Source organism: Paenibacillus sp. 10L310, from assembly GCF_056395745.1.
Genome location: NZ_JBFTKC010000003.1, coordinates 140,258 through 163,209 on the forward strand (window position 1 = coordinate 140,258; position 22,952 = coordinate 163,209).

Here is a 22,952-nt window from a genome sequence, read left to right on the forward strand (position 1 = left end):
TTAACTGTTAACTAAGATCAAGCATCCTGCTTCTCACCAGATAATTTGCCTGTTACTACGTCCTGCAAAATAATACGTGCTTTCACCGTACTCCCGTCTTTTCTTTTAAACGACAGTACTTGTGTACTCCCCTTCTCAATCAGCGATTTTAACATCGTACTGGTAATTTTTTTGCCTGCATACTCTTTCCAGACCACAAATGAACAGCCTTCCTTGAAACGTGAGCATCCATAACCCTTCTTGCCCTCTATAATCTGACCCGTGCAGCCAGGAGAGGGGCAAGGTGCCAGTAACTCTCTCACTCCCGATGGGCTCGCACTTGAGGACGGCGCCTTGGTGGTCACATTTTTCCCACTGCCGGCTCTCGATGAAGATGCCGAAGTCTGACGGGACGTTTTTACAGTTGAACCGCCACTAGCCGTCTTGGCTGATGTCCTTGTATTGCCTGCCTGGGTTCTGGCTCCCTTGCCTTTCCCCCTGCCTGCCCGTGAATCTTCTCCAAAAGCATCTGCTGGAGCAGGAGCTTGTACACGCACTTTCTCAATGATGGACAAGGTGAATTTCTTGACGTTCTCCATGAACTTGTCCTGACCCGCCTCACCTTTGGAAATCTGATATAATCTTCTTTCCCATTGCCCGGTCATCTCAGGTGAAGTTAACAGATCTACACCCGCGCGACGAATCAACTCAATAGCTGTTCTGCCTTTGAGCGTTAACTGCATTTTCTTCCCTTGCAGCGTAATGTAACCTACGTTTTTGAGGCGTTCAATTGTAGCCGCACGTGTAGCCGGAGTACCCAGACCACTATCTTTCATCGCGTCTCGCAGCTCTTCATTCTCGATCTGCTTGCCTGCACTCTCCATCGCTTTCAGCAATGTTCCCTCGGTATAACTTTTGGGAGGCTGGGTCGCCTTCTCCTTGAACTCACTCTTCGTGCATTGAACAGGCAATTCAGGTTGCACACTAAAAGCCTTGTCCGTCCACTCTTCAGCTTCCTCTTCCTCATTGCCGTTTTTCTTGGTCTTCTTCTTGCCTGCACCGCCCTGTTCCTGATCTCCAGAACCGAGAACCACTTTCCATCCGAGGGACAACAGCTCTTTGACAGATGTCTTAAACTGATGTTTCTCCACTTCGGTGAGCACGGTATGTTGCTTATACTCTGCCGGAGGATAAAAGTGAGACAAGAATCGTCTGACAATCAAATCATAGATGTTCTGCTCATCCTTGGATAAGGTACCTGGTCGCTTCAAAGTAGGTAGGATCGCATGGTGATCCTCAACCCTGCTCGGATTACATACCCCTTTATTATTCTTATGAACAAGCTCCGGCTTGGCCCCCTGCGCAAGCTCACTATAGGTACCATTTTTAAGCAGGTTTAGTGTTTTGTGCATACCTTCAATATTCTGTTCTGTAACATAGTTGGAGTTTGTCCGCGGATACGAAATCACCTTGTGTTTTTCATACAAGGCCTGTGCGATATCCAGTGTTTTTTTGGCACCATATCCAAACTTGGCATTGGCTTCACGCTGTAAAAGGGTCAGGTCATACAAACGATACGGATACTCCTTCGTCTGCTTCGCTTCGTATTTGGTAATCTGCCCTGTCTTGCCCTTCACACTGGCTGCAATGGCCTCTGCTGCCTCCGCATCGGTCAACTTATCTCCCTGACGCAGTCCCCGGTACTCAACACCTTCCTGCCGAAACCAGGCGGCTACTTCATAAAAGGTCTGTGACTGGAACGCTTCAATCTCGATTTCACGATCGTAGATTAACGCGAGTACCGGCGTCTGCACACGGCCTACAGACAACAATGCATTATGGCGGGTTGTAAACGCCCGTGAGGCATTCATCCCGATCAGCCAATCGGCTTCACTTCTGGCGCGAGCAGCATGGGTCAGATTTTCAAATTCAGAGGCATCCTTCAGACCATCAAAACCACGTCTAATGCTCTCTGCCGTCAAATCCGATATCCATAAACGCTTTACAGGCTGACGCAGCTTCAATTGCTGTTGTATGAGGGCGAAGATGTACTGACCTTCTCTCCCTGCATCGCAAGCATTAACGATCGCTGAAGCCCGTTTTGCCAGTTCTCCAATCATTTTAAGCTGATCTTTAGTCCTCGGATTGGGTACAATCTTGAACTGATCGGGTATGATCGGCAGGTCCGCTATATTCCAGCGTTTGTACTTTGTATCATAGGCATCCGGTTCAGCCAGTCCAAGCAAATGTCCTATCGCCCAAGTGATGATGTAATGTTCACCCTCCAGATACGTGCGATTGTTCTTGGCCTTTGGTTCTATGACGGCGGCAATGGTTCGACCCATGTCGGGTTTTTCCGCTATAACCAGTGTCTTCATCCGTCCATCTCTCCTCCTTCACCGTCCGCATGACGGCAAAAAGGGGCATTCCGCCGACGGAAGCCCCTTGCTTCTGAAACTCATTATATCAGATTTCGGATTCGGGAGCACCTTCCCGAAATGAATTATCCTGCTGCCTGTTCCTTTAATACATGCTTTTGTCTGCACTCTTTGCATACTCCTTGGAAATCCAGACGATGATCCGTAACAGCAAAGCCATACTGACGCTCGATTTGTTGTTCCAAACGAAGCAGACCATCTTCCATAATCTCTTCCACTTTACCACATTCTGTACAGATCAAATGATGGTGGTGATGGGAACCGTCTGTACTTCGCAGATCAAAGCGCGCAGCGCCGTCACCAAAGTTGATCTTTTCAACGACCTGAAGGTCACTCAGCAGTTCGAGAGTGCGGTATACGGTAGCCAATCCAATCTCAGGGAACTGCTCCTTAACCAGCAGAAATACTTCCTCTGCGCTAAAATGATCCTTTTCATGTTCAAGCAATACACGTACAGTAACTTCCCGTTGTTGTGTTAACTTATATCCTTTTTCAACCAATTGATTTTTAATGTGAAAGATCTGTTCTGAAATGGACTTGTCCCGGTTACTTGCCATAGCAGGTCGCACCTCCGATTTATATTCATTGAAATTTACTTTTATCGTACAGATTCATGGTTTCAGTTAATCCTTATTTATAATCATTATAATATAATAATAAATCTTTATCACTTGAAAAGCAATGATATTGCTCACACTTACATGAAATATGTAGTCAAATTGGTTAAAATAACAGCAAACAACCCTCGCTGATCGCGAAGGTTGTCATTGATATCTTATTCTATACTTTACACCAGAACCGAAGCACCCATCAAGTATTTGTCCACTTCACGAGCAGCCTCACGGCCTTCATTAATCGCCCATACAACCAAGCTTTGACCACGACGCATGTCACCTGCTGCAAATACTTTATCCACATTGGTGTTGTATTTGCCGTAACGTGCCTTAACGTTTGTGCGACGATCTGTTGCAAGTCCCAGTTGCTCTACCAACGTTTGTTCCGGTCCATCAAAACCAATGGCAATCATGGCCATCTGAGCCGGGAATACACGCTCTGTACCTGGAATCGGCTGATAAATCTTGCGACCAGTCTCATCCACAATACGCTCGATCTGTACTGTATGCAATTCTTTGAGGTTCCCCTCATCGTCTCCGACAAATTTCGTTGTCATGATGGAGAACTCACGCGGATCTTGACCAAACAACGCTTTGGCTTCCTCTTGCGCATAATCAAGTGTGTATACGTTCGGGAATTGTGGCCAAGGATTATTAATGCGATCACGCTCCATAGGCGCTTGTGTATGCGTACCGAATTGAGTGATCGTACGACAACCATGGCGCAGCGATGTAGCCACACAGTCAGATCCTGTATCACCGCCACCAATGACGATAATATCTTTATCTTTAGCGGACAGATATTGACCATCTTCCAGATTGGAGTCCAGATAACTCTTAATGCTGCCATTCAGGAAATCCATTGCGTAATGAACGCCTTTCAAGTCGCTGCCTTCAATATTGAATTCACGCGGCTTCGTTGCACCACCGCACAATACAACAGCGTCATATTCATCCACCAGTTGTTGTGCTGCGATATCTTTACCAATCTCGGTGTTCGTAATGAATTGAATGCCTTCTGCTTCGAGCAGATCAACACGACGTTGAACTACGTTTTTATCCAATTTCATCGTTGGGATACCGTACATCAGCAATCCGCCGACACGGTCCGAACGCTCATATACGGTTACCGAGTGTCCTGCTTTATTTAACTGAGCCGCAGTAGCTAATCCCGCTGGACCTGAGCCTACCACAGCTACACGTTTACCCGTACGTTTTTCAGGAGGTTGGGGAACGACCCATCCTTCTTCGAAACCTTTTTCAATAATTGCTTCTTCAATCGTTTTGATGGTTACAGGCTGACCAATTAAGCCAACTGTACATGATCCTTCGCAAGGAGCTGGACAGACGCGACCTGTAAACTCTGGGAAATTATTCGTTTTGTGAAGGCGCTCAAGTGCTTCTCTCCACAGTCCGCGATATACAAGATTATTCCATTCTGGAATCAGGTTATGCACGGGGCAACCTGACGTGCCACCAATCATATCTATACCTGTATGGCAATACGGGGTACCACAATCCATGCATCGTGCACCTTGTGTTCTGAGCTCTTCTTCAGCCATGTGTTTATGAAACTCTTCCCAATCCTTAATCCGCTCCGCTGGCTCACGATCTGTTGGCAGTTGACGTTTGTATTCCATAAATCCAGTAGGTGTAGACATCTTACGTTTTCCCCCATCCGTTCTTGTCTTAATCCCTTCATGTGCATGGTTCTATATGAAATGGATTACTCATTACTTGAGTTTTTGTCTATTGTATCACAAAATCTTCTCGAAGATATTTCAATTATAGTAGCATTTACTGTGCTGAATATTAAATGGATTATCCGCATAATTATTTGTATTTTATACATCATATCTTTCAAGTCTACCCATGGTCAATACCCTTATTTGGTGTTAAATGTGGTTTTGAACTGCGAAATCTGGTGTGTGTTAAAGAAATAAAAGGTCGAAACGTTAAGTGAATGTCAGATAATTTGTCATCAAATTCAACATATTTTGCTATAAATCGTTCTCAATTCCGAATATCAGACCTGTTTTAGGGCTTCACAACGTTAAAACTTCAAAACTTTTACACTTTTTTACTGTTTAATGCTTGGCCGTATGTATAATATACATAAATACCAATTACTCATGTTATATTAATGTTATATGTATCCCAGTTTAAACAAGTGACTCATTTTTTTATAAAGAAAAGACGCTGTTCACGAATATTTCGCAATCAGCGCCTCTCATCATACAAATGCGACCGAAGTCAGGAATTTCTTATGCCACATTTACCGTTTACGTTCGTAAAATTCAAATGTATACGCATGAACATTTTTTTCATCCTGTTCGCCTTCAATCTGTTCAATCAGTTCCCATTCGGACCAATCCACTTCAGGGAAAAACGTATCTCCCTCAAAATTCTCATGAATTTTGGTCACCACAAGACGATCTGCAAGTGGCAGGAACTCACGATACACTTGGGAACCCCCAATTACGCACAGTTCCTCACCTTTGGTTACACTCAGCCCCTCTTCAATCGTATGTACAATTTCAGCCTGTTCCACCTTGTAGTTCAGATCTCTTGTCACTACGATATTACGACGCTGAGGAAGCGGCTTACCACCAAAAGATTCCCACGTATTACGTCCCATGATAATTGTTTTGTTCAGCGTACGTTGTTTGAAAAAGGCCATATCCTTGGGTAAACGCCATGGAATCGAATTATTTAATCCAATCACACCGTTCTCCCCCATTGCCCATACCAATTCAATACTCAAGGGTAATACACTCCTTCAATCCAAGTTTCTTGTCGAGATTGAACACATAATTAGACTGCAATTGGAGCTTTAATGCCCGGATGATGCTGATAGTTCTCAAACTCAAAATCTTCAAACTTATAATCAAAAATAGAATCCGGCTTACGCTTGATTACCAGCTTAGGTAAAGCATAAGGTTCACGCTCCAGCTGCGTTTTAACCTGATCAACATGGTTAGAGTAGATATGAACATCCCCTCCAGACCAGATGAAATCACCTACCTCAAGATCACATTGCTGGGCGATCATATGAGTCAAGAGCGCATAACTCGCGATATTAAACGGCAATCCGAGGAACGTATCTACGGAACGCATCGTAAGCATACAAGATAATTTACCCTCTGCAACGTAAAACTGAAACGCAAAATGACAAGGTGGAAGCTTCATATTATTGATCTCAGCCACATTCCATGCACTGACAAGGTGACGCCGTGAATCCGGATTATTTTTGATCGAATCAATGACTGCAGAGATCTGATCAATTTTTTCTCCGTTTGGTGCTTCCCATGTGCGCCACTGCGAGCCGTATACCGGACCGAGATCCCCATTTTCGTCCGCCCAATCGTCCCAGATCTTCACACCGTTTTCTTTCAAATAAGATATATTGGTATCGCCACTCAAAAACCATAACAGTTCATGAATAACCGATTTGAGATGAATTCGTTTGGTTGTTACCAGCGGAAATCCTTCGGAGAGATCATAACGGAGTTGTCTGCCAAATACAGATTGTGTTCCTGTTCCTGTACGGTCTCCTTTATGCACGCCGTTGTTCAGAATATCCTGCAATAAATCCAGATAGTTTTTCATGTTGAAATCCCCTCACTAAAGAATATTTACACTTACCACTCCGATGACAGAACAACCTTCCGATCGCTGTTATCCCCAGATTTTTTTAATCTCCTTTTCCAAAGGTAAAATCCGGGGATAAAGGCGAAGCGTATGCTTCCGATGCAGCTTTCCTTCAGAAAGCTTTTTGCTCCGCTTCTTCAGGTTTTTTCTGTTCTCTACGTTCTCGTGTAAAAGGTTAGTTTAACTAAATATATAGACCGTGATTGGCTTGGAGCCACATCATGACTGATCATTACTACAGTGTACCACAATTGAGTTGTTGGATAAAATCAATTCACTGAAACTTATGAGCGTGTAAATTTTCATCATATCACATACACGAGTATCTTATATTTCTCGACTCTTGCTCAGAAAAAAGAGACGAATAACGCGTTAACGTCATTCGTCTCTTCTGATATACGTATAATGCCGGACGGATCCGAAGCTTAGTTGATCTTAACGGGAGATGATGTGGATCGGGTGACCCATAACCAATTCCGCAGCTTCCATCACGATTTCGCCCAAAGTTGGGTGAGCGTGAATTGTGAGAGCCAGATCTTCCAAAGTAGCGCCCATCTCAATTGCCAAACCAAGCTCAGCAATCAAGTTGGAAGCTTCCAGACCTACGATTTGGCAACCCAATACAAGGCCGCTTTCTTCGTCAGCTACGATTTTCACGAAGCCTTCAGCGTGGTTCAAAGATACAGCACGGCCGTTACCCGCATAAGGGAACTTGCCTGCTTTTACTTTGTAACCTTTTTCTTTAGCTTCTTTTTCAGTGTAACCTACGCTGGAACATTCTGGATCTGTGAACACAACAGCTGGCATACATTTGTAGTCAACTACAGATGGTTGTCCTGCGATTGCTTCAGCAGCCACTTTACCTTCATAAGAAGCTTTGTGTGCCAGAGCCAGACCAGATACGATGTCACCGATAGCAAAGATGTGAGGAATGCTGGTACGACCTTGGTGGTCAACTTTGACAAATCCACGCTCGTCAACGTCAACACCAATCATGTCGAGACCCAGTTCTCCATCTGTGTTTGGACGACGTCCAACAGTTACCAGCAGGTAATCTGCAGTTACTTCTTTGGACTCACCATTTACAGAGTACTTAACAGTTACATCTTTATCCGTTTGCTCAGCACTTTCAGCTTTTGCACCCGTTACGATTTCGATGCCTGTTTTCTTCATGTTTTTAGCCACGAGGCTAGTCATGTCTTTATCGAAACCTGGCAGTACTGTATCCAAACCTTCGATGATTGTTACTTTTGCACCGAATTTGGAGTACATTTGACCAAGCTCAGCACCGATATATCCGCCACCGATAACGATCATGCTTTTTGGTACTTCAGGCAAGTTCAGAGCTTCTGTCGAAGACAGAATGCGTCCACCAAATGGGAAAGGTTTCAGTTCGATTGGACGGGAACCTGTTGCAATAATTGCATTTTTAAATTTGTAACGTGGAGACTCGTGGTCATTGAATACACGAGCTTCGTTTTCGTTGATGAACATGCACTCACCGTTGAAAACTTCAACTTTGTTGCCTTTGAGCAAACCAGCTACGCCGCCAGTCATTTTCTTAACAACGCCGTTTTTGAACTCTTGAGTTTTGCTGAAGTCCACTTTTACGTTCTCAGCAGAGATACCAAAAGCTTCACCGTGAAGTGCAGACTCATATTGGTGTGCAGCAGAGATCAGGGCTTTGGATGGAATACATCCACGGTTCAAACAAACACCGCCCAGTTCGGATTTGTCTACGATCAATACGCTTTGGCCCAGTTGAGCAGCGCGGATGGCAGCTACATAGCCGCCAGGACCCGCACCAATTACTAATGTGTCGATATTGAGAGAAGCGTCGCCTACTACCATATCTTACACCTCCATAACAAGCAGCTCAGGGTTAGCGAGCAGCTGTTTAATGTAATTCATAAAGTTTTGTGCTGTTGCGCCATCGATGATACGGTGGTCAAAGCTCAGGGAAAGAGCCATTACAGGTGCTGCAACTACTTCGCCGTTTTTGATCACTGCTTTTTCGCTGATGCGTCCTGTTCCGAGAATAGCAACTTCAGGGAAGTTGATGATTGGAGTGAAGAACATACCGCCAGCAGAACCGATGTTACTGATGGAGATTGTGCTTCCTCTCATTTCATTCGCGCTCAATTTGCCCTCACGACCACGAGCAGCCAGATCACGGATAGAATCAGCAATCATCCAGATGGATTTACGATCAGCATCTTTGATAACAGGAACGATCAAGCCGTTGTCTGTATCTGTAGCGATACCGATGTTGTAGTATTTTTTGTAAACAATTTCGTTAGCTTCTTCATCAATCATAGCGTTCAGAGCCGGGAATTGGCGGGAAGCCGCAACCAGTGCTTTAACGATGAATGGCAGATAAGTAACTTTTGTTCCTTTTTTCTCTGCAATTGGTTTCATGCGAGTACGGAAAGCAACCAATTCAGTTACGTCCACTTCGTCCATGATTGTAACGTGAGGTGCTGTGTAAGCCGATTTAACCATTGCATTAGAGATCGCTTTACGGATACCTTTGAATGGTACGCGCTCTTCTTCAACGTGTTGATCAGCTGCAGCTGCTGGTGCTGCGGATTTTTTCTCTTCTTGAGCCGGAGCTTCGGAAGATACCGCTGCGGAAGAACCGCCACCGTTTTTGAAGGATTCAACATCTTCTTTGGTTACTTTACCGTTGTTGCCAGTGCCGTTAACCTGAGCGATGTCTACACCTTGTTCGCGAGCAAATTTACGCACGCTTGGTGTTGCCAGAACGTCTTTGGCAGGTACTGCCGGAACGCTGTTGTTGCCGCCTTCTTTAGCTGCATCCGAGCTGGAAGCTGCTGCAGAAGAACCGCTTGTGTCAGCTCCGCCTTGAGCTGCATCTTTCTCTTGCTCACCTTGATCGCCAGCAGGAGCGTCGTCTTGCTCAGGAAGTTCGCCTTCTGCATCGATGATCGCTACAACTTCACCAACGTGGCAGACTTGACCGTCTTTAGCGAATACTTCTGTAACTGTTCCGTTAACCGGACAAGGTACTTCTACAACCGCTTTGTCGTTCTGTACTTCCATGATGATGTCGTCGTCAGTTACTTTGTCACCGACTTTGATGTGCATCTTGATGATTTCGCCTTCGTGCAGGCCTTCGCCCAATTCAGGGAATTTATATTCAAATTTAGCCAACTGAAAAACCTCCTTGATTATGTGCTCAATCCTGAAAACAACCCTTAACTCCAAGAAACAACTGTTACTGCTAATGCAAATAACTGTTACTCAAGGGGCTAATGGCTGTTTACAGTGCAGCTTGCGCTGCGGTGTGAATCACCATACTGCGCCTTGCGGCATGTCAGATGATTAAATTAGAAATTTACGACTTTGTTAACCGCAGCAATGATACGCGCCGGGTTAGGCAGCCATGTATCTTCGATTTGTGCAAATGGATATACAGTGTCCGGACCAGCTACACGCAGAACCGGAGCTTCCAAGTGCAGGATTGCTTTTTCATTGATTTGGGCAATGACTTCAGCTGCAACACCTGCGCTCTTTTGAGCTTCCTGTACAACAATTGCACGGTTTGTTTTCTTAACGGAAGCAACGATAGTATCGATGTCGATCGGGCTAACCGTACGAAGGTCGATAACTTCAACTTTGATTCCTTGTTTTTCGAGTTCATCTGCTGCTTTCACAGAAGTGTGAACCATCATACCGTAAGTAATGATCGTTACATCAGAACCTTCACGAACAACGTTCGCTTTGCCCAATTCAACAACGTAATCTTCTTCAGGCACTTCTGCACGGAAAGCATGGTACAAGTTCAAGTGCTCCATGAAGAATACAGGATCGTTATCGCGAATAGAAGCGATCATCAGACCTTTTGCATCGTAAGGGTTAGAAGGAATTACGACTTTGATACCTGGTGTTTGCGTGAGCAGACCTTCCAGGGAATCTGTATGCAATTCTGCCGCTTTTACGCCGCCACCGAATGGTGTACGGAATACGATTGGAGAATTGTATTTTCCACCGGAGCGGAAACGCATACGAGCAGCTTGCACTACCATTTGGTCAAGGGCTTCGAAGATAAAACCAACGAATTGGATCTCAGCAACCGGACGGAAGCCTTGTACACCCAGACCTACAGCCAGACCACCAATAGCGGACTCAGCCAGTGGTGTATCAAATACACGCTCTTCGCCAAACTCTTTTTGCAGACCTTCCGTTACACGGAAAACGCCGCCTACATTACCTACGTCTTCACCGAAAAGCAGAACGTTAGGATCACGTTTCAACTCCACGCGAAGCGCATCACGGATTGCTTCTTTCATGTTCATTTGTGCCATTTGCTTCATTTCCTCCTTAAACATTGACAGTTCACATTTGAATTCGTACATGTATACCGGGACATTAAAGTCGCGGATGTTTATGCTTTATCGGAAAAAACTTATTGGAAATCAGCTTTTTGCTCTTCCAAGTGCTTAGGCGTTTGTTCGAACATGCTGTCGATCAAGCCTGAAATCGTCATTTTCTCGGTTTTTTCCGCTTTTTTGATCTCTTCATTTACTTTAGCTTTTGCTTCTTCTTTCACACGTGCTGTATCTTCTTCAGTCCAAAGACCTTTTTTCTCCAGATATTTAGCGAAACGTGCGATAGGATCTTTAGCAGACCATTCTGCCTCTTCTTCTTTTGTACGATACTTGGAAGCATCATCCGAAAGGGAGTGAGGACGGAAACGGTAAGTTACTGCTTCGATCAATGTTGCGCCTTCTCCGTTACGTCCACGCTCAGCAGCTTCCTGAACAGCTTTGATAACAGCGAAGATGTCCATACCGTCAACTTTAACACCTTTGATACCTGCTGCTACCGCTTTGTGAGCGATGGAAAGAGCTGCAGTTTGTTTAGCAAAAGGAGTAGTGATGGCATAACCATTGTTTTGTACAAAGAAGATAACAGGCAGTTTGTATACACCAGCGTAGTTCAGACCTTCATAGAAGTCACCTTCAGAAGAACCGCCATCACCTGTGTACGTGATAACAACTTGTTTTTGTTTCTTCAATTTGTAACCCATAGCGATACCCATTGCATGCAGAATTTGTGCACCAATGATGATTTGTGGCATCAATACATTAACGCCATCTGGAATTTGTCCACCATGTTGGTGTCCACGGGAGTACAAGAATGCTTGATAAAGAGGAAGTCCATGCCATACGAGTTGCGGAATGTCACGATAGCCAGGACATACAAAGTCTTCTTTTTCAATTGCAAATTCACTACCAACCATTGTAGCTTCTTGACCAGATACTGGAGCATAGAAACCAAGACGACCTTGACGGCCCAGGTTTACTGCACGGTCATCCCAAGTACGGGTAAATACCATGCGGTACATAATTTCTTTTAATTGATCATCGGAAAGTGTAGGCATCATGTCTTTGTTAACAATTTCGCCGTCAGGAGACAGCACGGACAGAGCTTCTACATCCTCTGTATACACTTCATAAGGAACCTTGCTCATTTTTTTCTTCACCTCAACAAAAAATTTGAATATCAAGTTCCGCTGTTATAATATTATTATACACCTGTTTCACTCCATACGTCAAAGAAATCCGTAATTTTTTTATGTTTCCTGCCGGATTGTATGTATAACAGGGGCTTAATATTGGTATAACAGCATAATACATGACTGCGTGTTTGACCTAACCCCGCACAAGGGTAATCTTACCGTATTGCGCGGTCGAATGCAAAAAATTAACCGAGAAAGGTGACGTTTTATGACGGATTCCCGCTATTTGAAACGCACGATTGTGAAGGAAGAGATTGAAAGTCGCTATCTTGGAGAGAAGCGAACGCTCCGTATTTACCTTCCTCCGGGCTATAACGAATTGCTTAGCTACCCTGTCGTATATTGTCAGGATGGCGAAGAATTTTTTAATTTCGGACGAATTGCTACAACAGCTAACCAAATTATTCTGGACGAAGGAGCCGAACCTTTCATTATTGTAGGGGTTCAGGTCGATGTGTCCGTGAGAACGAAGGAATATGCTCCATTTGGAGATCGGTTCAAGGCATATACCGCTTGCTTCGCTGAAGAGATTATTCCCTATATAGAAGAGAAATATCCTGTGCGCCGTTCTCCGCAGGAACGCATTCTTGCCGGAGACTCGCTCGGTGGCAGTGTTTCGCTTCATCTTGCTCTGTTATATCCGGATCTGTTCACACGTGTGATCAGCCTGTCTGGCGCCTTCTACTCTGCTTCTCAGGAAATCTATGCCGCAGCTGAAGATCTTTCTTGGCTCTCGATCTGGATGATTGTTGGTTTGCAGGAGACTGATTTCGAAGCAGACACAGGTACGTATGATTTCGTTCAATTAAACCGGGATACTCGAGAATTGCTGGAAAAACGTGGTGCCCTCGTCTCCTACCAGGAGAAAGACGGAAAACACCAATGGGGTTTTTGGCAGAAGGAATTGCCCGAAGCATTACTTTATTTTCTCCAGGAAAGATAAAAGGACCACTTTAACAGGCGGCTGAAATGCCGCTATTGTTTTTCATTTTAATGATACCGCTTACAATTGTAACCTGAAAAAGAAGCAGGATATCCTGCTTACTTTAAGTCCTCTAATCCTGCTTCTTTGTCGAATTACAAATTAAGCATGAATTTCGTTTGCTTTTTAGGCTAAGGAATGTTCCGCTTCAATCTTACTCAACAGAACATCGCAGCCTGAGTTAACCAGCTCGTACACCTCTTCAAAATTGCCTGTGTAATATGGGTCAGGTACTTCTCTGAGTTTTTCCTCGGGAAGCATGTCCATGAACTTGATGATGTCCGCCTCAGCTCCGCCTGGAACGTTGCGCACATTATCTGCATTGGAATTATCCATACACACAATGTAATCAAATTGAGTAAAGTCTTCGCTGGCGAACTGTCTTGCTGCCATGTTGGCATAAGAAATCCGGTACGAATCCAGCAATTTTCGAGTCCCTTCATGCGGAGGTTTACCAACATGCCAGTCCCCTGTACCCGCTGAGTCCACACGAATCTGGTGTTCAAGCCCCTTCTCCAGGACTTTGTGACGCAAAACGGCTTCAGCCATTGGTGATCTACATATATTGCCCAGACATACAAACAAAACATTAATCATATTAATCCCCCTTACTTAACGTACCTTGAAGTACCGACGATGTTGGCTGTGTCACAATATTCTCCGGCTGAGGACTGACGTTTCCGGTCTCAGATGGTACGAGCGAACGACGTGGCAGTTTCCATTTATAATGTACAGAGCACATCCGGAAGAACACAACGGCCGCGAAACAAAATAATAATCCAGCATTCGTTGTTAACCAACCCATACCTATAACAAAACCGGCTGTCATTGCCCATACAGCATAGATTTCGTCACGCAATACAAGCGGTTTACGTCCAGCAAGCACATCACGAATAACGCCTCCACCAATACCGGTCATCACTGCTGCAACGATAACTGCGCTAATGGGATGTCCCATGTTCGCCGCGTACAGCGCCCCTTGAATTGCAAATGCTGCGAGTCCGATTGCATCAAACAACGCCTCTGTTCGCTTCCAGTGACTAATCCACTTGAGAGGCAATATAAACGCAATTGCTACAGATACTAAGGCTAACATAATAAGTGATCCCTGACTCCATAGTGTCGTTACAGGTATACCTATAAGTACATTCCGGATAATCCCGCCTCCGAATGCCGTGACAAGTCCAAGCACTAGTACACCCAGAATGTCATACTCCTCTTCCATTGCCACGAAAGCGCCGGACATTGCAAATGCGATAGTGCCTATAATGCTGAATACTTCAAAAATGTGTAAGTCCAACCTGTTCAAACCTCACTTTTCAAGTCATCTCCATGTCGCTCTACCCATTGTATCCGCGAGCACTTAAATTGTGCAACCACATTTTGTGGATTATACTGGTTTGGTGAATATATTTGTACAGGTTCCAACATTAGATTTGGACTATGAACTATTTTTCTCTGAATTAGGAAGGATGAAATAAAATGACAGCGAAACGGATTATTATTTTTACAGGCGGAAACTTATCTGTAGAATTACTTCAGGAAATACGAGAAGATGATATGATCATCGCGGCCGATCGCGGTGCATTATTTTTAATTGAACACGGCATTCAGCCACACATTTCAGTTGGTGACTTCGACTCCATTAATGAAGAGGAACGTATCATTGTAAGTAACAATAGCATTCGGTTCATTACATGCGACCCTGTTCACAAAGATCTTACTGATACAGAAATGGCTTTTGAGACAGCGCTAGATTACGAACCTTCTCACATCTTAATGTTAGGTGCTACAGGTACACGTATGGATCACACACTCGCCAATGTACATATCATGGTTCGCGCGATGCAGCATCATATCTCCTGTGCCATTCAGGACAAGCACAACTACATGACACTGACCACATCTAAAGCTGTGGTTGAGCACCGTGACTATAAATATGTTTCTCTGCTCCCCTTGACTCATGAAGTTGCAGGAATAACTCTAGATGGTTTTATGTATCCACTAGATCAAGCCACCATTCGCATGGGACAATCCTTGGGTGTAAGCAACCAGCTCTTAGGCTCCTCCGGTACAGTCACTATCGATAGCGGCTTATTACTGATTATTCAGAGCAAAGATTGAATCTATTCGAATGCTATATAGTTATTTATTACGTTTTTGTAACCAGTGATTCAATGAAGAAAATAGGTTCACACATAATAAAGACCCTTGATATTCAAGGGTCTTTGTTGTTTCATCATTATTCTTCATCCGTCAATGATTAATTTTTTGACATTTTTAATCATATTTTAATAAACATACCCAAACCATTGTGGCGCAAGGGATTATACTCCCCTATCCAATTTCTAGGCTGTTACAAAGCTGTTATACTCGCTCTAGCAACTTAACGAAAACGAATTTTGGAGGTACTAACTAACATGAAAACAAACATCTTTGTCCAAAAGGCCGTAACCGTCGGGTTGTGCGCTACACTAGGTTTTGGAGCTGTATTAATGACTAACGCACCTGTTGCACAGGCAGCAACTGCTTCTGTATCCACAGGTCAACAAATTGTTAACTATGGCAAAAAATTCACTGGAACTCCATATAAATTTGGTGCTTCAACTTCAACAACCAAGGTTTTTGACTGCTCTTCTTTTATGAAATATATTTTCAAAAAGTATGGTGTAGATTTGCCGCGCACTTCCGTGAAACAATCCAAAGAAGGTAAAGCTGTGTCTAAAGCTAATCTGCGTGTCGGCGACCTGGTATTCTTCTCCAGTGGTAGCCGTTCTACCGGTTCCAATGTCACTCACGTAGGCGTTTATGCGGGAAATGGTAAGATTCTGCATACGTACGGATCTCCAGGCGTAACCCTCTCTGATCTGGACTCTGGTACTTGGAAGAGAACGTATGTTAAAGCTCGTCGTGTACTTTAGATTCACATCATAGCTAATGAGTAAGGACCGGGGGTATTATCCGGTCTTTTATTTTTACCCTCTTTTTGCCACACTTTAAACTGGTGATTCATGGAACTAACCTAGTAATCTAATTTTTATCATGCAACATATAACCGATCCCACGCACAGTATGAATCAGTTTCACACTTCTTCCCTTATCCACCTTAACCCTCAGATGTTTGATATACACATCCACAACGTTGGTATCCATCGCATACTCATATCCCCATACTTCCCGCAAAATATCACTCCGAGTACATGCTTCATTCACATGCAGGGCCAGAAATTCCAGCAATTCGTACTCTTTTGGTGTTAATGTCAGGTATTCACCCGCACGATTTACCCGTCTTGAACGCAAATTCACTTTAAGATCATGAACTACAATTACTTCTTCGCCCTCTGGTGTTGCATTCGCAAAAACACGCAATAAGTTTCGTATTCTGGCAAGCATTACGGTCATGTGGATCGGTTCCTCCATCACGTCATTAGCTCCATAATCCAGCCATTCCACGATGAACTGAGGAGATGCAATTGAAGTAATAACCAGTAGAGGTATAACCTGACCTTTATCTAACCATCGTTTTAATTCTAATTTCTGATCCTTGCCACAATGTTTCGTCCCCTCTTCCCGGTCTACCAGGATGATCAGGTTAATATGCAACAACGAAGGCTCGACGGATTGGTTTAGTTCAGACCACTCCATTCGTTGCACCTCATACCCTTCGCTACATAAAACATCCTGAATAAGGCTGACCTGCTCTCCTGCTCCAATCAGCAAAATGGCTGTTTTCACTCTTTTTCACCCGGCCTGTCTCTATCCCCACTGCTCGCAGCAATGGTTGGTACAGATAGCATGCCGTAAAATGAAAAAGTCCATTCCTTAAGGGAACAGACTTTGCTTCTTTCTTGCTTTAACCAAAGTAGCGATGGACGAGCGTACGTGCTTCAGCTGTGTCTTTTGTTCCGTGTACGAGGACACGTCCATCTTGGAAAATAACCATTCTATGGACTCCTGTTGTAAAAGAAACCAGAAACGGATTGGATTCCACTTTTCCTTCTTGAAGTCTATCCAGACGTTCCGCTGTTTGTTGAAGATCCAGATTCATGCGCCGTGCAGGTCGGATCTGAACGGTGTCCCTGCCACACAACACATCTGTTTTCTCCAGATTGGACGCAGAAAGATATGGATACGTTGCCGAAGTACCGCAGGAAGGACAGTCTTGCTTTTTCGCACCATCCACATTGATGGATATGTATTCGTTCCTCCACAGGTCAAATGACAATAACTTACGTCTCAATGCATTTGCATTGCCACTAAGTAACTTCATCGCTTCTGCGGTCTGATTCGCCGTTACCATCTGTACGGCTTGAGGTATGATGCCAGACGTATCACAAGTATCTCCACCCAGAGGGACTTCACCCAGCAAACAATTTAAACATGGCGTATCTCCGGGCATAAACGTATAGGTAATACCATAACTACCTACGCATCCACCATAAATCCAGGGAATACCGTGCTTCTGTGCCATATCATTAATAAGTAGTCGGGTATCAAAGTTATCCGTTGCATCCATGATCAAGTCTGTATGCTGAACGAGTTCTTCCAACTCATCTACTCTGACGTCCAACACTTTCCCTTCCACATGAACCGTGGAATTAATGGCAGATAAACGTTTTTCCGCCGCCATTGCCTTCGGTATCCGCTCCATCGCGTCCTGTTCTACATATAATTGCTGCCGCTGCAGGTTACTCCACTCCACATAATCACGATCCACAATCGTTAAGTGTCCGACTCCTGAACGAACTAACGTTTCTGCAATTCCTGTTCCGAGTGCGCCAGCGCCTACAATTAAAACTCTGCTGCCCTTTAATCTGGCCTGGCCTTCCTTGCCAAGTGGCGCGTACCGTTCCTGTCTGGAATAACGATCGGCCTGCTCGGAAGATATTATTTGATCTGTCATGTATGAACCATTCCTTCCACCGGACTACTGGCTGCTGCATAACGCTTTACGGGAATCATGCCTGCCTCATATGCCAATCTACCCGCTTCTACCCCCAATCGCATCGCTTTAGCCATGCTCACTGGATCCCCTGATCCGGATACGGCTGTATTTAACAATACGCCATCGGCACCAAGTTCCATCGCATAAGCAACATCTTTTGGGGAGCGCAATCCAGCATCCACAATTACAGGTACAACGGCCTGCTCAATGATGATCTCAAGGTTATAGGGATTGATGATACCTCTACCAGCTCCGATGGGAGAAGCGCCAGGCATTACAGCATGTACGCCAAGTAATTGTAGCCTTTTGGCCAGAATGACATCATCCGAAATATAAGGCAATACCGTGAAGCCCTTTTCCAGCAAAATTTCGCAAGCCTTGTACGTTTCAATCGGATCTGGGAGTAACGTCATTCCATCTCCGATGACTTCGACTTTTATCATATCACAAAGTCCTGAAGCCCGCGCAAGCTCGGCAATCCGCACCGCCTCTTCCGCAGTGGAAGCCCCTGCCGTATTCGGAAGAAGTGTGTATTTATCCAGATCCAACGTATCCAGGAAATGCTTCTGGTTACGCTCTTCCAGATTCAGACGACGAACAGCAAAGGTCAAAACTTCCGTTTCAGATGCTTCCACAGCCTGACTTTGCACTTCCAGATCCGAAAACTTACCTGTTCCAAGCAACAATCTGGACTCAAACGTATATTTACCAATGTTCAACATCATCAACCGCCTCCTACAAAATGTACAATCTCGATTCGATCGCCTTCTCTTAATGCCGTCGTTTCATGATACTCACGGGTTAAAATATGCTTGTTCAGCTCTACAACTACAGTCTTGACTTGCAAATCAAAAGATTGGAGTAATTTATCCACACGATTCAATCTGTCTTCAATCTCCATCCGTTGACCATTAACGATGATATTCACTGCACCACTCCCTTTCTGTTCAATCGCTCAGGGCTCAGCGCCTCAATTCCGAGTTCTTCTGAGCTTTTGCCAGCGAGCAACTCAGCGATAAGCCTGCCTGTTATCGCACTAAGCAAGATACCGTTGCGGTAATGTCCAAAGGCGGCAAACAACCCGGGTATACTCTTGCAAGCACCTATATAAGGCAGTCCATCGGGAGTTGCCGGTCTTACGCCTGCCCACGCTCGTATAAATTGCGCTTCCTTCATCCCAGGTACCCAGTGGGTAGCCGCTGTTAGCAGCTTCTGAACACCCTGTACAGAAACGTTCAAATCCGTTCTGCCTGGCAGACTGGTTGCCCCAAGCCAAACCTCTCCATTGGCTTTGGGAACAATATAGATATCCTCTGCATACACCGTTCTATCAGGTCTGTACCCTGCATGTTCATCTGAGAACTGAACGGCGGCTATTTCACCTTTTACCGACCACACAGGCAAGCTCAGATTCACATGTCTCATCAACTCTTCACTCTGTAATCCAGCCGCTATAATGACCTGTTTGCATTTCATCTCACCGATCGATGTGGTGATCCCCTGCACGCCGTGTTCGTTTGCTTGCACACGTATATCCTGTATGTCCTCCATAACCCGTGCTCCCAATGCTTGAGCGGATTCAGCATATGCCTTCGTTAGATGGACTGGAAGAATTTCACTCTCGTAAGGTCTGTAGTAGGCTCCATACGTATCTCTGTTAAGCCATGATGCCTCCTGTTGCACAACGGAACGGTCCCACCACACCTCATCAGCAGAAGCAGACAACGCAGACTTCCGATTGTCCTTATAACTACTTAATTCACTGTATGAACGAAAAGGAGTTAGGAATCCCTGGCGTTGCAGACCAGTCTCTATCTCACTGAGTGTAGCCATTAGCACCTGTTGCTCGATAAGTAACTGCCTGCTCTGCCTGGCAAGCTTAGCCATCAAAGGATGAGCAAAATCCTCACTGTCTGCTGCCAGCATCCCAGCCGCTGCGCAAGAAGTCCCTCCTGCAATCGCCGAACGCTCCAGTAACAGCACATCCTGTCCATGGGAAGCAAGCTCATACGCAATGGCACATCCAACAACGCCTCCGCCTACAATAATCGTTTCTGCATAAATCTTATCCGGTCTATCAGTAATGATCTTTTTCATCCTCTCATCTCCTTGATTCAGCGGCTCAAACTTTCTGTAGCAACGATAGCCTGCCTTAATGATTCAGCGGCCCGATCCGGGGAATCGCTCGCCCATACATTCGAAATCACAGCGACTCCCTGTGAGCCTGCAGAGCGAATAGCGTGAATGTTTCCCGGTTCGATGCCCCCAATCGCCATGACAGGAATGGAGACACCAGAGCACACTTCAGCCAGAGCATATAATCCTCTTGGTTCAAGATCAGGCTTACTGTTGGTTGAGTAGACATGCCCGAAGAAAAGGTAATCGGCTCCCCGTTCTTCAGCGATTTTTGCCTCATCGATTGAATGAACAGATACACCCAGACGAATTCGCTGGACATTGCTTATAACAGCAGGGTTGTAGTTACGTATCGCATCTTGCCCCCAATGTACACCGCCATAGATGTCATTCTGTGAAGGCAGCTCTGAACCATTGATAACGATGCGACAAGACGGAACGCCAACACCACGCAGACTTTCAGCCCAACCGATCTTTTGTTGCCACGAGAGTTGTTTCTCTCGTATATGGATGTAGTCCACCCATGGCCAAACGTCCTTTGCAGCTTTTACAAAAGATGCTTGATTCCCTACACCCGTAGATACAACATGCAGTTCAAATGATCCGTGTACACGTTCATGAGAAATTACCGTACTTTTCATCTCCTTCCATGCGTGAATGCTATGAAAACACAAAAAAGCCACTCCCGTAGGGGAGTGGCTGCGTATTAATTATAGGACCAGATGACTGACTGATACATACAGTTCATTTCGTGCAATAAAGCTATAGACCTTATAGCCATAACGTTATACACGCAACTGCATGTTTCAATTTACTAAGCAAGACGGTTGAATTCTTTCGAATTGCCGTTTGCTCACGTCATTCACTGAAACGCGCTCGCCACTTCCCTACGCTGGTATGATCCAGATCAGGTGCAAAGGGTCCGGAATCGCATTCTTCCATCTCAGCCACATCGTGCGGCCCCCCTAGTGTTCATATGAAGTTGTAGCCTATGTTACCATAGAAGGATTTTTTTGTCACCGTTCATTTCTATTAAGCGTTGCTTGAATTGTCTAGTTTTTCTCAGACCATTCTTCAACATTCCATGTTTTGGTAACCCAACCCTCGTAGAAATCAGGTTCATGAGATACCAGCAACACCGTTCCCTTGAATTCTTGCAAGGCACGCTGTAACTCAGCTTTAGCTGTGACATCCAAATGGTTCGTCGGCTCATCGAATAGAATCCAGTTGCTTTCACGCATCAAGAGTTTGCATAGACGAACCTTGGCTTGCTCTCCACCACTCAGCATGTTAAGCGGACGGGTAATGTGCTCATTTTTCAACCCGCAGCGAGCGAGATGACCCCGGACCTCATTCTGGGTCAAATGTGAAAACTCATTCCAGACATCCTCAATCGGCGTGATATTCCCAGCACGAACTTCCTGCTCAAAATAGGCCGTTTCGAGATAATCGCCCAAGAAAGTCTTTCCACTGAGTGGAGATATTTTTCCCAGGATGGTTTTCAGCAGTGTTGATTTACCCACACCATTACAACCTACGATGGCAATTTTTTCACCACGTTCAATTGTCATTGTCATTTTAGGCAGCAAAGGATACGTATATCCAATTTCAAAATCAATGCCCTCAAAGACCGTTTTGCTGCTCGCGCGGGCATCCTTGAATTTGAACGTTGGTTTGGCCGCTTCATCTGGACGATCAATACGTTCAATTCTGTCCAGTTGCTTCTCCCGGCTCTTCGCTCGACCAGAAGTTGAAGCACGTGCCTTGTTACGCTGAATGAAATCTTCCTGCTTCTTGATGTACTCTTGCTGCTTCTCGTACGCATCAATATGCTGGGCTTTATTCATATCAGCCATCTCGAGGAACTTGTTATAGTTCGCTGCATATCTCGTTAATTTGGCAAATTCCAAATGATAAATGACATTTACGACTTCATTCATGAATTCCGTGTCATGGGAGATTAAAAGAAACGCATGAGGGTAGTCCTTCAGGTAACGTGACAACCATTCAATGTGTTCTACATCCAGATAGTTGGTCGGCTCATCCAGCAAAAGAGCTGTAGGTTTCTCAAGCAGAAGCTTGGCCAGAAGCACCTTGGTACGTTGTCCACCACTTAGAGCTGCGACATCCCGATCCAGACCAATTGCGGACAAACCAAGTCCATTGGCCATCTCTTCCACTTTTACGTCAATCAGATAAAAGTCGCCCTGTTCCAGTTGTTCCTGAATATCGCCCATCTCTTCCAGCAACTGCTCCAGCTTATCTGGATCTGCATCTGCCATCTGGTCCGTTATATTCATCATTTCTTTTTCTAATTCAAGCAACGGAAGGAATGCATCTTTAAGAACGTCACGAATGGTTTTGCCTGGGGTAAGCTTCGTGTGCTGATCCAGATATCCATAACGGACCTTAGGTGTCCATTCCACTTTTCCACTATCTTTAAGCAATTTACCGGTAAGGATGTTCATTAATGTGGATTTACCCACACCATTGGCACCAACAAGTCCTACGCGCTCTCCGGCAAGTAAACGAAACGATACATTTTTAAATAACGTGCGATCTCCAAAATTGTGACTTACGTTCTCTACTGACAATAAACTCATAAGATGAGGTTGCTCCTATCTATTAGACATTACTTTTGTTATTGTTCCGAAACCCTATT

At 44.8% G+C, this 22,952-nt stretch carries 21 protein-coding genes and 1 riboswitch; of the genes, 3 read left to right on the forward strand and 18 right to left on the reverse strand.

Annotated elements, in window-relative coordinates; genetic code table 11:
* Positions 1–17 precede the first annotated feature (17 nt).
* The 9 genes from AC1DE7_RS09605 to pdhA all read right to left on the reverse strand — a co-directional run bounded on the left by AC1DE7_RS09605 (position 18) and on the right by pdhA (position 12,179).
* Positions 18–2,357, reverse strand: a complete 2,340-nt coding sequence (locus AC1DE7_RS09605) for a type IA DNA topoisomerase (RefSeq protein WP_339282937.1) — start codon at positions 2,355–2,357, stop codon at positions 18–20.
* Between the two features lie 125 nt (positions 2,358–2,482).
* On the reverse strand, positions 2,483–2,974 hold the full coding sequence (fur, locus tag AC1DE7_RS09610; RefSeq protein WP_036613667.1) for a ferric iron uptake transcriptional regulator: 492 nt from the start codon (positions 2,972–2,974) through the stop codon (positions 2,483–2,485).
* A gap of 230 nt (positions 2,975–3,204) precedes the next feature.
* Positions 3,205–4,692: a glutamate synthase subunit beta gene (locus AC1DE7_RS09615; protein ID WP_036673826.1), complete on the reverse strand. Its 1,488-nt coding sequence runs from the start codon at positions 4,690–4,692 to the stop codon at positions 3,205–3,207.
* Between the two features lie 614 nt (positions 4,693–5,306).
* Positions 5,307–5,795, reverse strand: coding sequence for a dihydrofolate reductase (locus AC1DE7_RS09620; RefSeq protein ID WP_036613663.1), 489 nt, complete (start codon positions 5,793–5,795; stop codon positions 5,307–5,309).
* A gap of 50 nt (positions 5,796–5,845) precedes the next feature.
* Positions 5,846–6,640, reverse strand: coding sequence for a thymidylate synthase (gene thyA, locus AC1DE7_RS09625; protein ID WP_076328531.1), 795 nt, complete (start codon positions 6,638–6,640; stop codon positions 5,846–5,848).
* A 477-nt stretch (positions 6,641–7,117) separates the two neighbouring features.
* Positions 7,118–8,533, reverse strand: coding sequence for a dihydrolipoyl dehydrogenase (gene lpdA / locus AC1DE7_RS09630; RefSeq protein ID WP_036613658.1), 1,416 nt, complete (start codon positions 8,531–8,533; stop codon positions 7,118–7,120).
* Between the two features lie 3 nt (positions 8,534–8,536).
* Entirely contained in the window at positions 8,537–9,856 is a 1,320-nt protein-coding gene (locus AC1DE7_RS09635) for a dihydrolipoamide acetyltransferase family protein (RefSeq protein ID WP_036673829.1), read from the reverse strand.
* Positions 9,857–10,032: 176 nt separating this feature from the next.
* A complete protein-coding gene (locus tag AC1DE7_RS09640) occupies positions 10,033–11,010 on the reverse strand; it encodes an alpha-ketoacid dehydrogenase subunit beta (RefSeq protein ID WP_036613653.1) in 978 nt (325 codons plus the stop codon).
* A gap of 101 nt (positions 11,011–11,111) precedes the next feature.
* Positions 11,112–12,179: a pyruvate dehydrogenase (acetyl-transferring) E1 component subunit alpha gene (gene pdhA / locus AC1DE7_RS09645; protein WP_017688072.1), complete on the reverse strand. Its 1,068-nt coding sequence runs from the start codon at positions 12,177–12,179 to the stop codon at positions 11,112–11,114.
* A gap of 256 nt (positions 12,180–12,435) precedes the next feature.
* Here pdhA and AC1DE7_RS09650 point away from each other — a divergent pair, with 256 nt between their 5' ends.
* Complete coding sequence (locus AC1DE7_RS09650) at positions 12,436–13,170, forward strand: alpha/beta hydrolase (RefSeq protein WP_100527393.1); 735 nt, start codon at positions 12,436–12,438, stop codon at positions 13,168–13,170.
* Between the two features lie 165 nt (positions 13,171–13,335).
* Here the strand turns inward: AC1DE7_RS09650 and AC1DE7_RS09655 are convergent, their stop codons facing one another.
* The gene (locus AC1DE7_RS09655; RefSeq protein WP_339282943.1) at positions 13,336–13,806 is read right to left on the reverse strand and encodes a low molecular weight protein-tyrosine-phosphatase; all 471 of its coding nucleotides are present in this window, start codon (positions 13,804–13,806) and stop codon (positions 13,336–13,338) included.
* 1 nt (position 13,807) lies between these two features.
* Positions 13,808–14,509 (reverse strand): trimeric intracellular cation channel family protein, encoded by a 702-nt coding sequence (locus AC1DE7_RS09660; RefSeq protein WP_036613646.1) that lies wholly within the window; start codon positions 14,507–14,509, stop codon positions 13,808–13,810.
* Positions 14,510–14,691: 182 nt separating this feature from the next.
* Between AC1DE7_RS09660 and AC1DE7_RS09665 the strand changes: the two genes are divergently transcribed.
* Both AC1DE7_RS09665 and AC1DE7_RS09670 read left to right on the forward strand, forming a co-directional pair.
* On the forward strand, positions 14,692–15,333 hold the full coding sequence (locus AC1DE7_RS09665; protein ID WP_339282944.1) for a thiamine diphosphokinase: 642 nt from the start codon (positions 14,692–14,694) through the stop codon (positions 15,331–15,333).
* A 296-nt stretch (positions 15,334–15,629) separates the two neighbouring features.
* The gene (locus AC1DE7_RS09670; RefSeq protein WP_253509110.1) at positions 15,630–16,130 is read left to right on the forward strand and encodes a C40 family peptidase; all 501 of its coding nucleotides are present in this window, start codon (positions 15,630–15,632) and stop codon (positions 16,128–16,130) included.
* A 109-nt stretch (positions 16,131–16,239) separates the two neighbouring features.
* On the opposite strand, the gene AC1DE7_RS09675 is transcribed toward AC1DE7_RS09670, so the two are convergent.
* From AC1DE7_RS09675 to AC1DE7_RS09705, 7 genes are all read right to left on the reverse strand, one after another.
* Entirely contained in the window at positions 16,240–16,944 is a 705-nt protein-coding gene (locus tag AC1DE7_RS09675; protein WP_477534237.1) for a winged helix-turn-helix domain-containing protein, read from the reverse strand.
* 118 nt (positions 16,945–17,062) lie between these two features.
* Positions 17,063–18,112: a ThiF family adenylyltransferase gene (locus AC1DE7_RS09680; RefSeq protein ID WP_477534238.1), complete on the reverse strand. Its 1,050-nt coding sequence runs from the start codon at positions 18,110–18,112 to the stop codon at positions 17,063–17,065.
* Complete coding sequence (locus AC1DE7_RS09685; protein ID WP_477534443.1) at positions 18,109–18,876, reverse strand: thiazole synthase; 768 nt, start codon at positions 18,874–18,876, stop codon at positions 18,109–18,111. Before AC1DE7_RS09685 ends, AC1DE7_RS09680 begins: the two co-directional genes overlap by 4 nt.
* A gap of 2 nt (positions 18,877–18,878) precedes the next feature.
* The gene (gene thiS / locus AC1DE7_RS09690) at positions 18,879–19,082 is read right to left on the reverse strand and encodes a sulfur carrier protein ThiS (protein ID WP_036613636.1); all 204 of its coding nucleotides are present in this window, start codon (positions 19,080–19,082) and stop codon (positions 18,879–18,881) included.
* A complete protein-coding gene (gene thiO, locus AC1DE7_RS09695) occupies positions 19,079–20,251 on the reverse strand; it encodes a glycine oxidase ThiO (protein WP_477534239.1) in 1,173 nt (390 codons plus the stop codon). Before thiO ends, thiS begins: the two co-directional genes overlap by 4 nt.
* Before the next feature lie 17 nt (positions 20,252–20,268).
* On the reverse strand, positions 20,269–20,931 hold the full coding sequence (locus tag AC1DE7_RS09700; RefSeq protein WP_339282950.1) for a thiamine phosphate synthase: 663 nt from the start codon (positions 20,929–20,931) through the stop codon (positions 20,269–20,271).
* A gap of 226 nt (positions 20,932–21,157) precedes the next feature.
* A riboswitch (TPP riboswitch) is annotated at positions 21,158–21,267 on the reverse strand.
* A gap of 75 nt (positions 21,268–21,342) precedes the next feature.
* On the reverse strand, positions 21,343–22,893 hold the full coding sequence (locus AC1DE7_RS09705; protein WP_036613631.1) for an ABC-F family ATP-binding cassette domain-containing protein: 1,551 nt from the start codon (positions 22,891–22,893) through the stop codon (positions 21,343–21,345).
* Between the last annotated feature and the right edge of the window lie 59 nt (positions 22,894–22,952).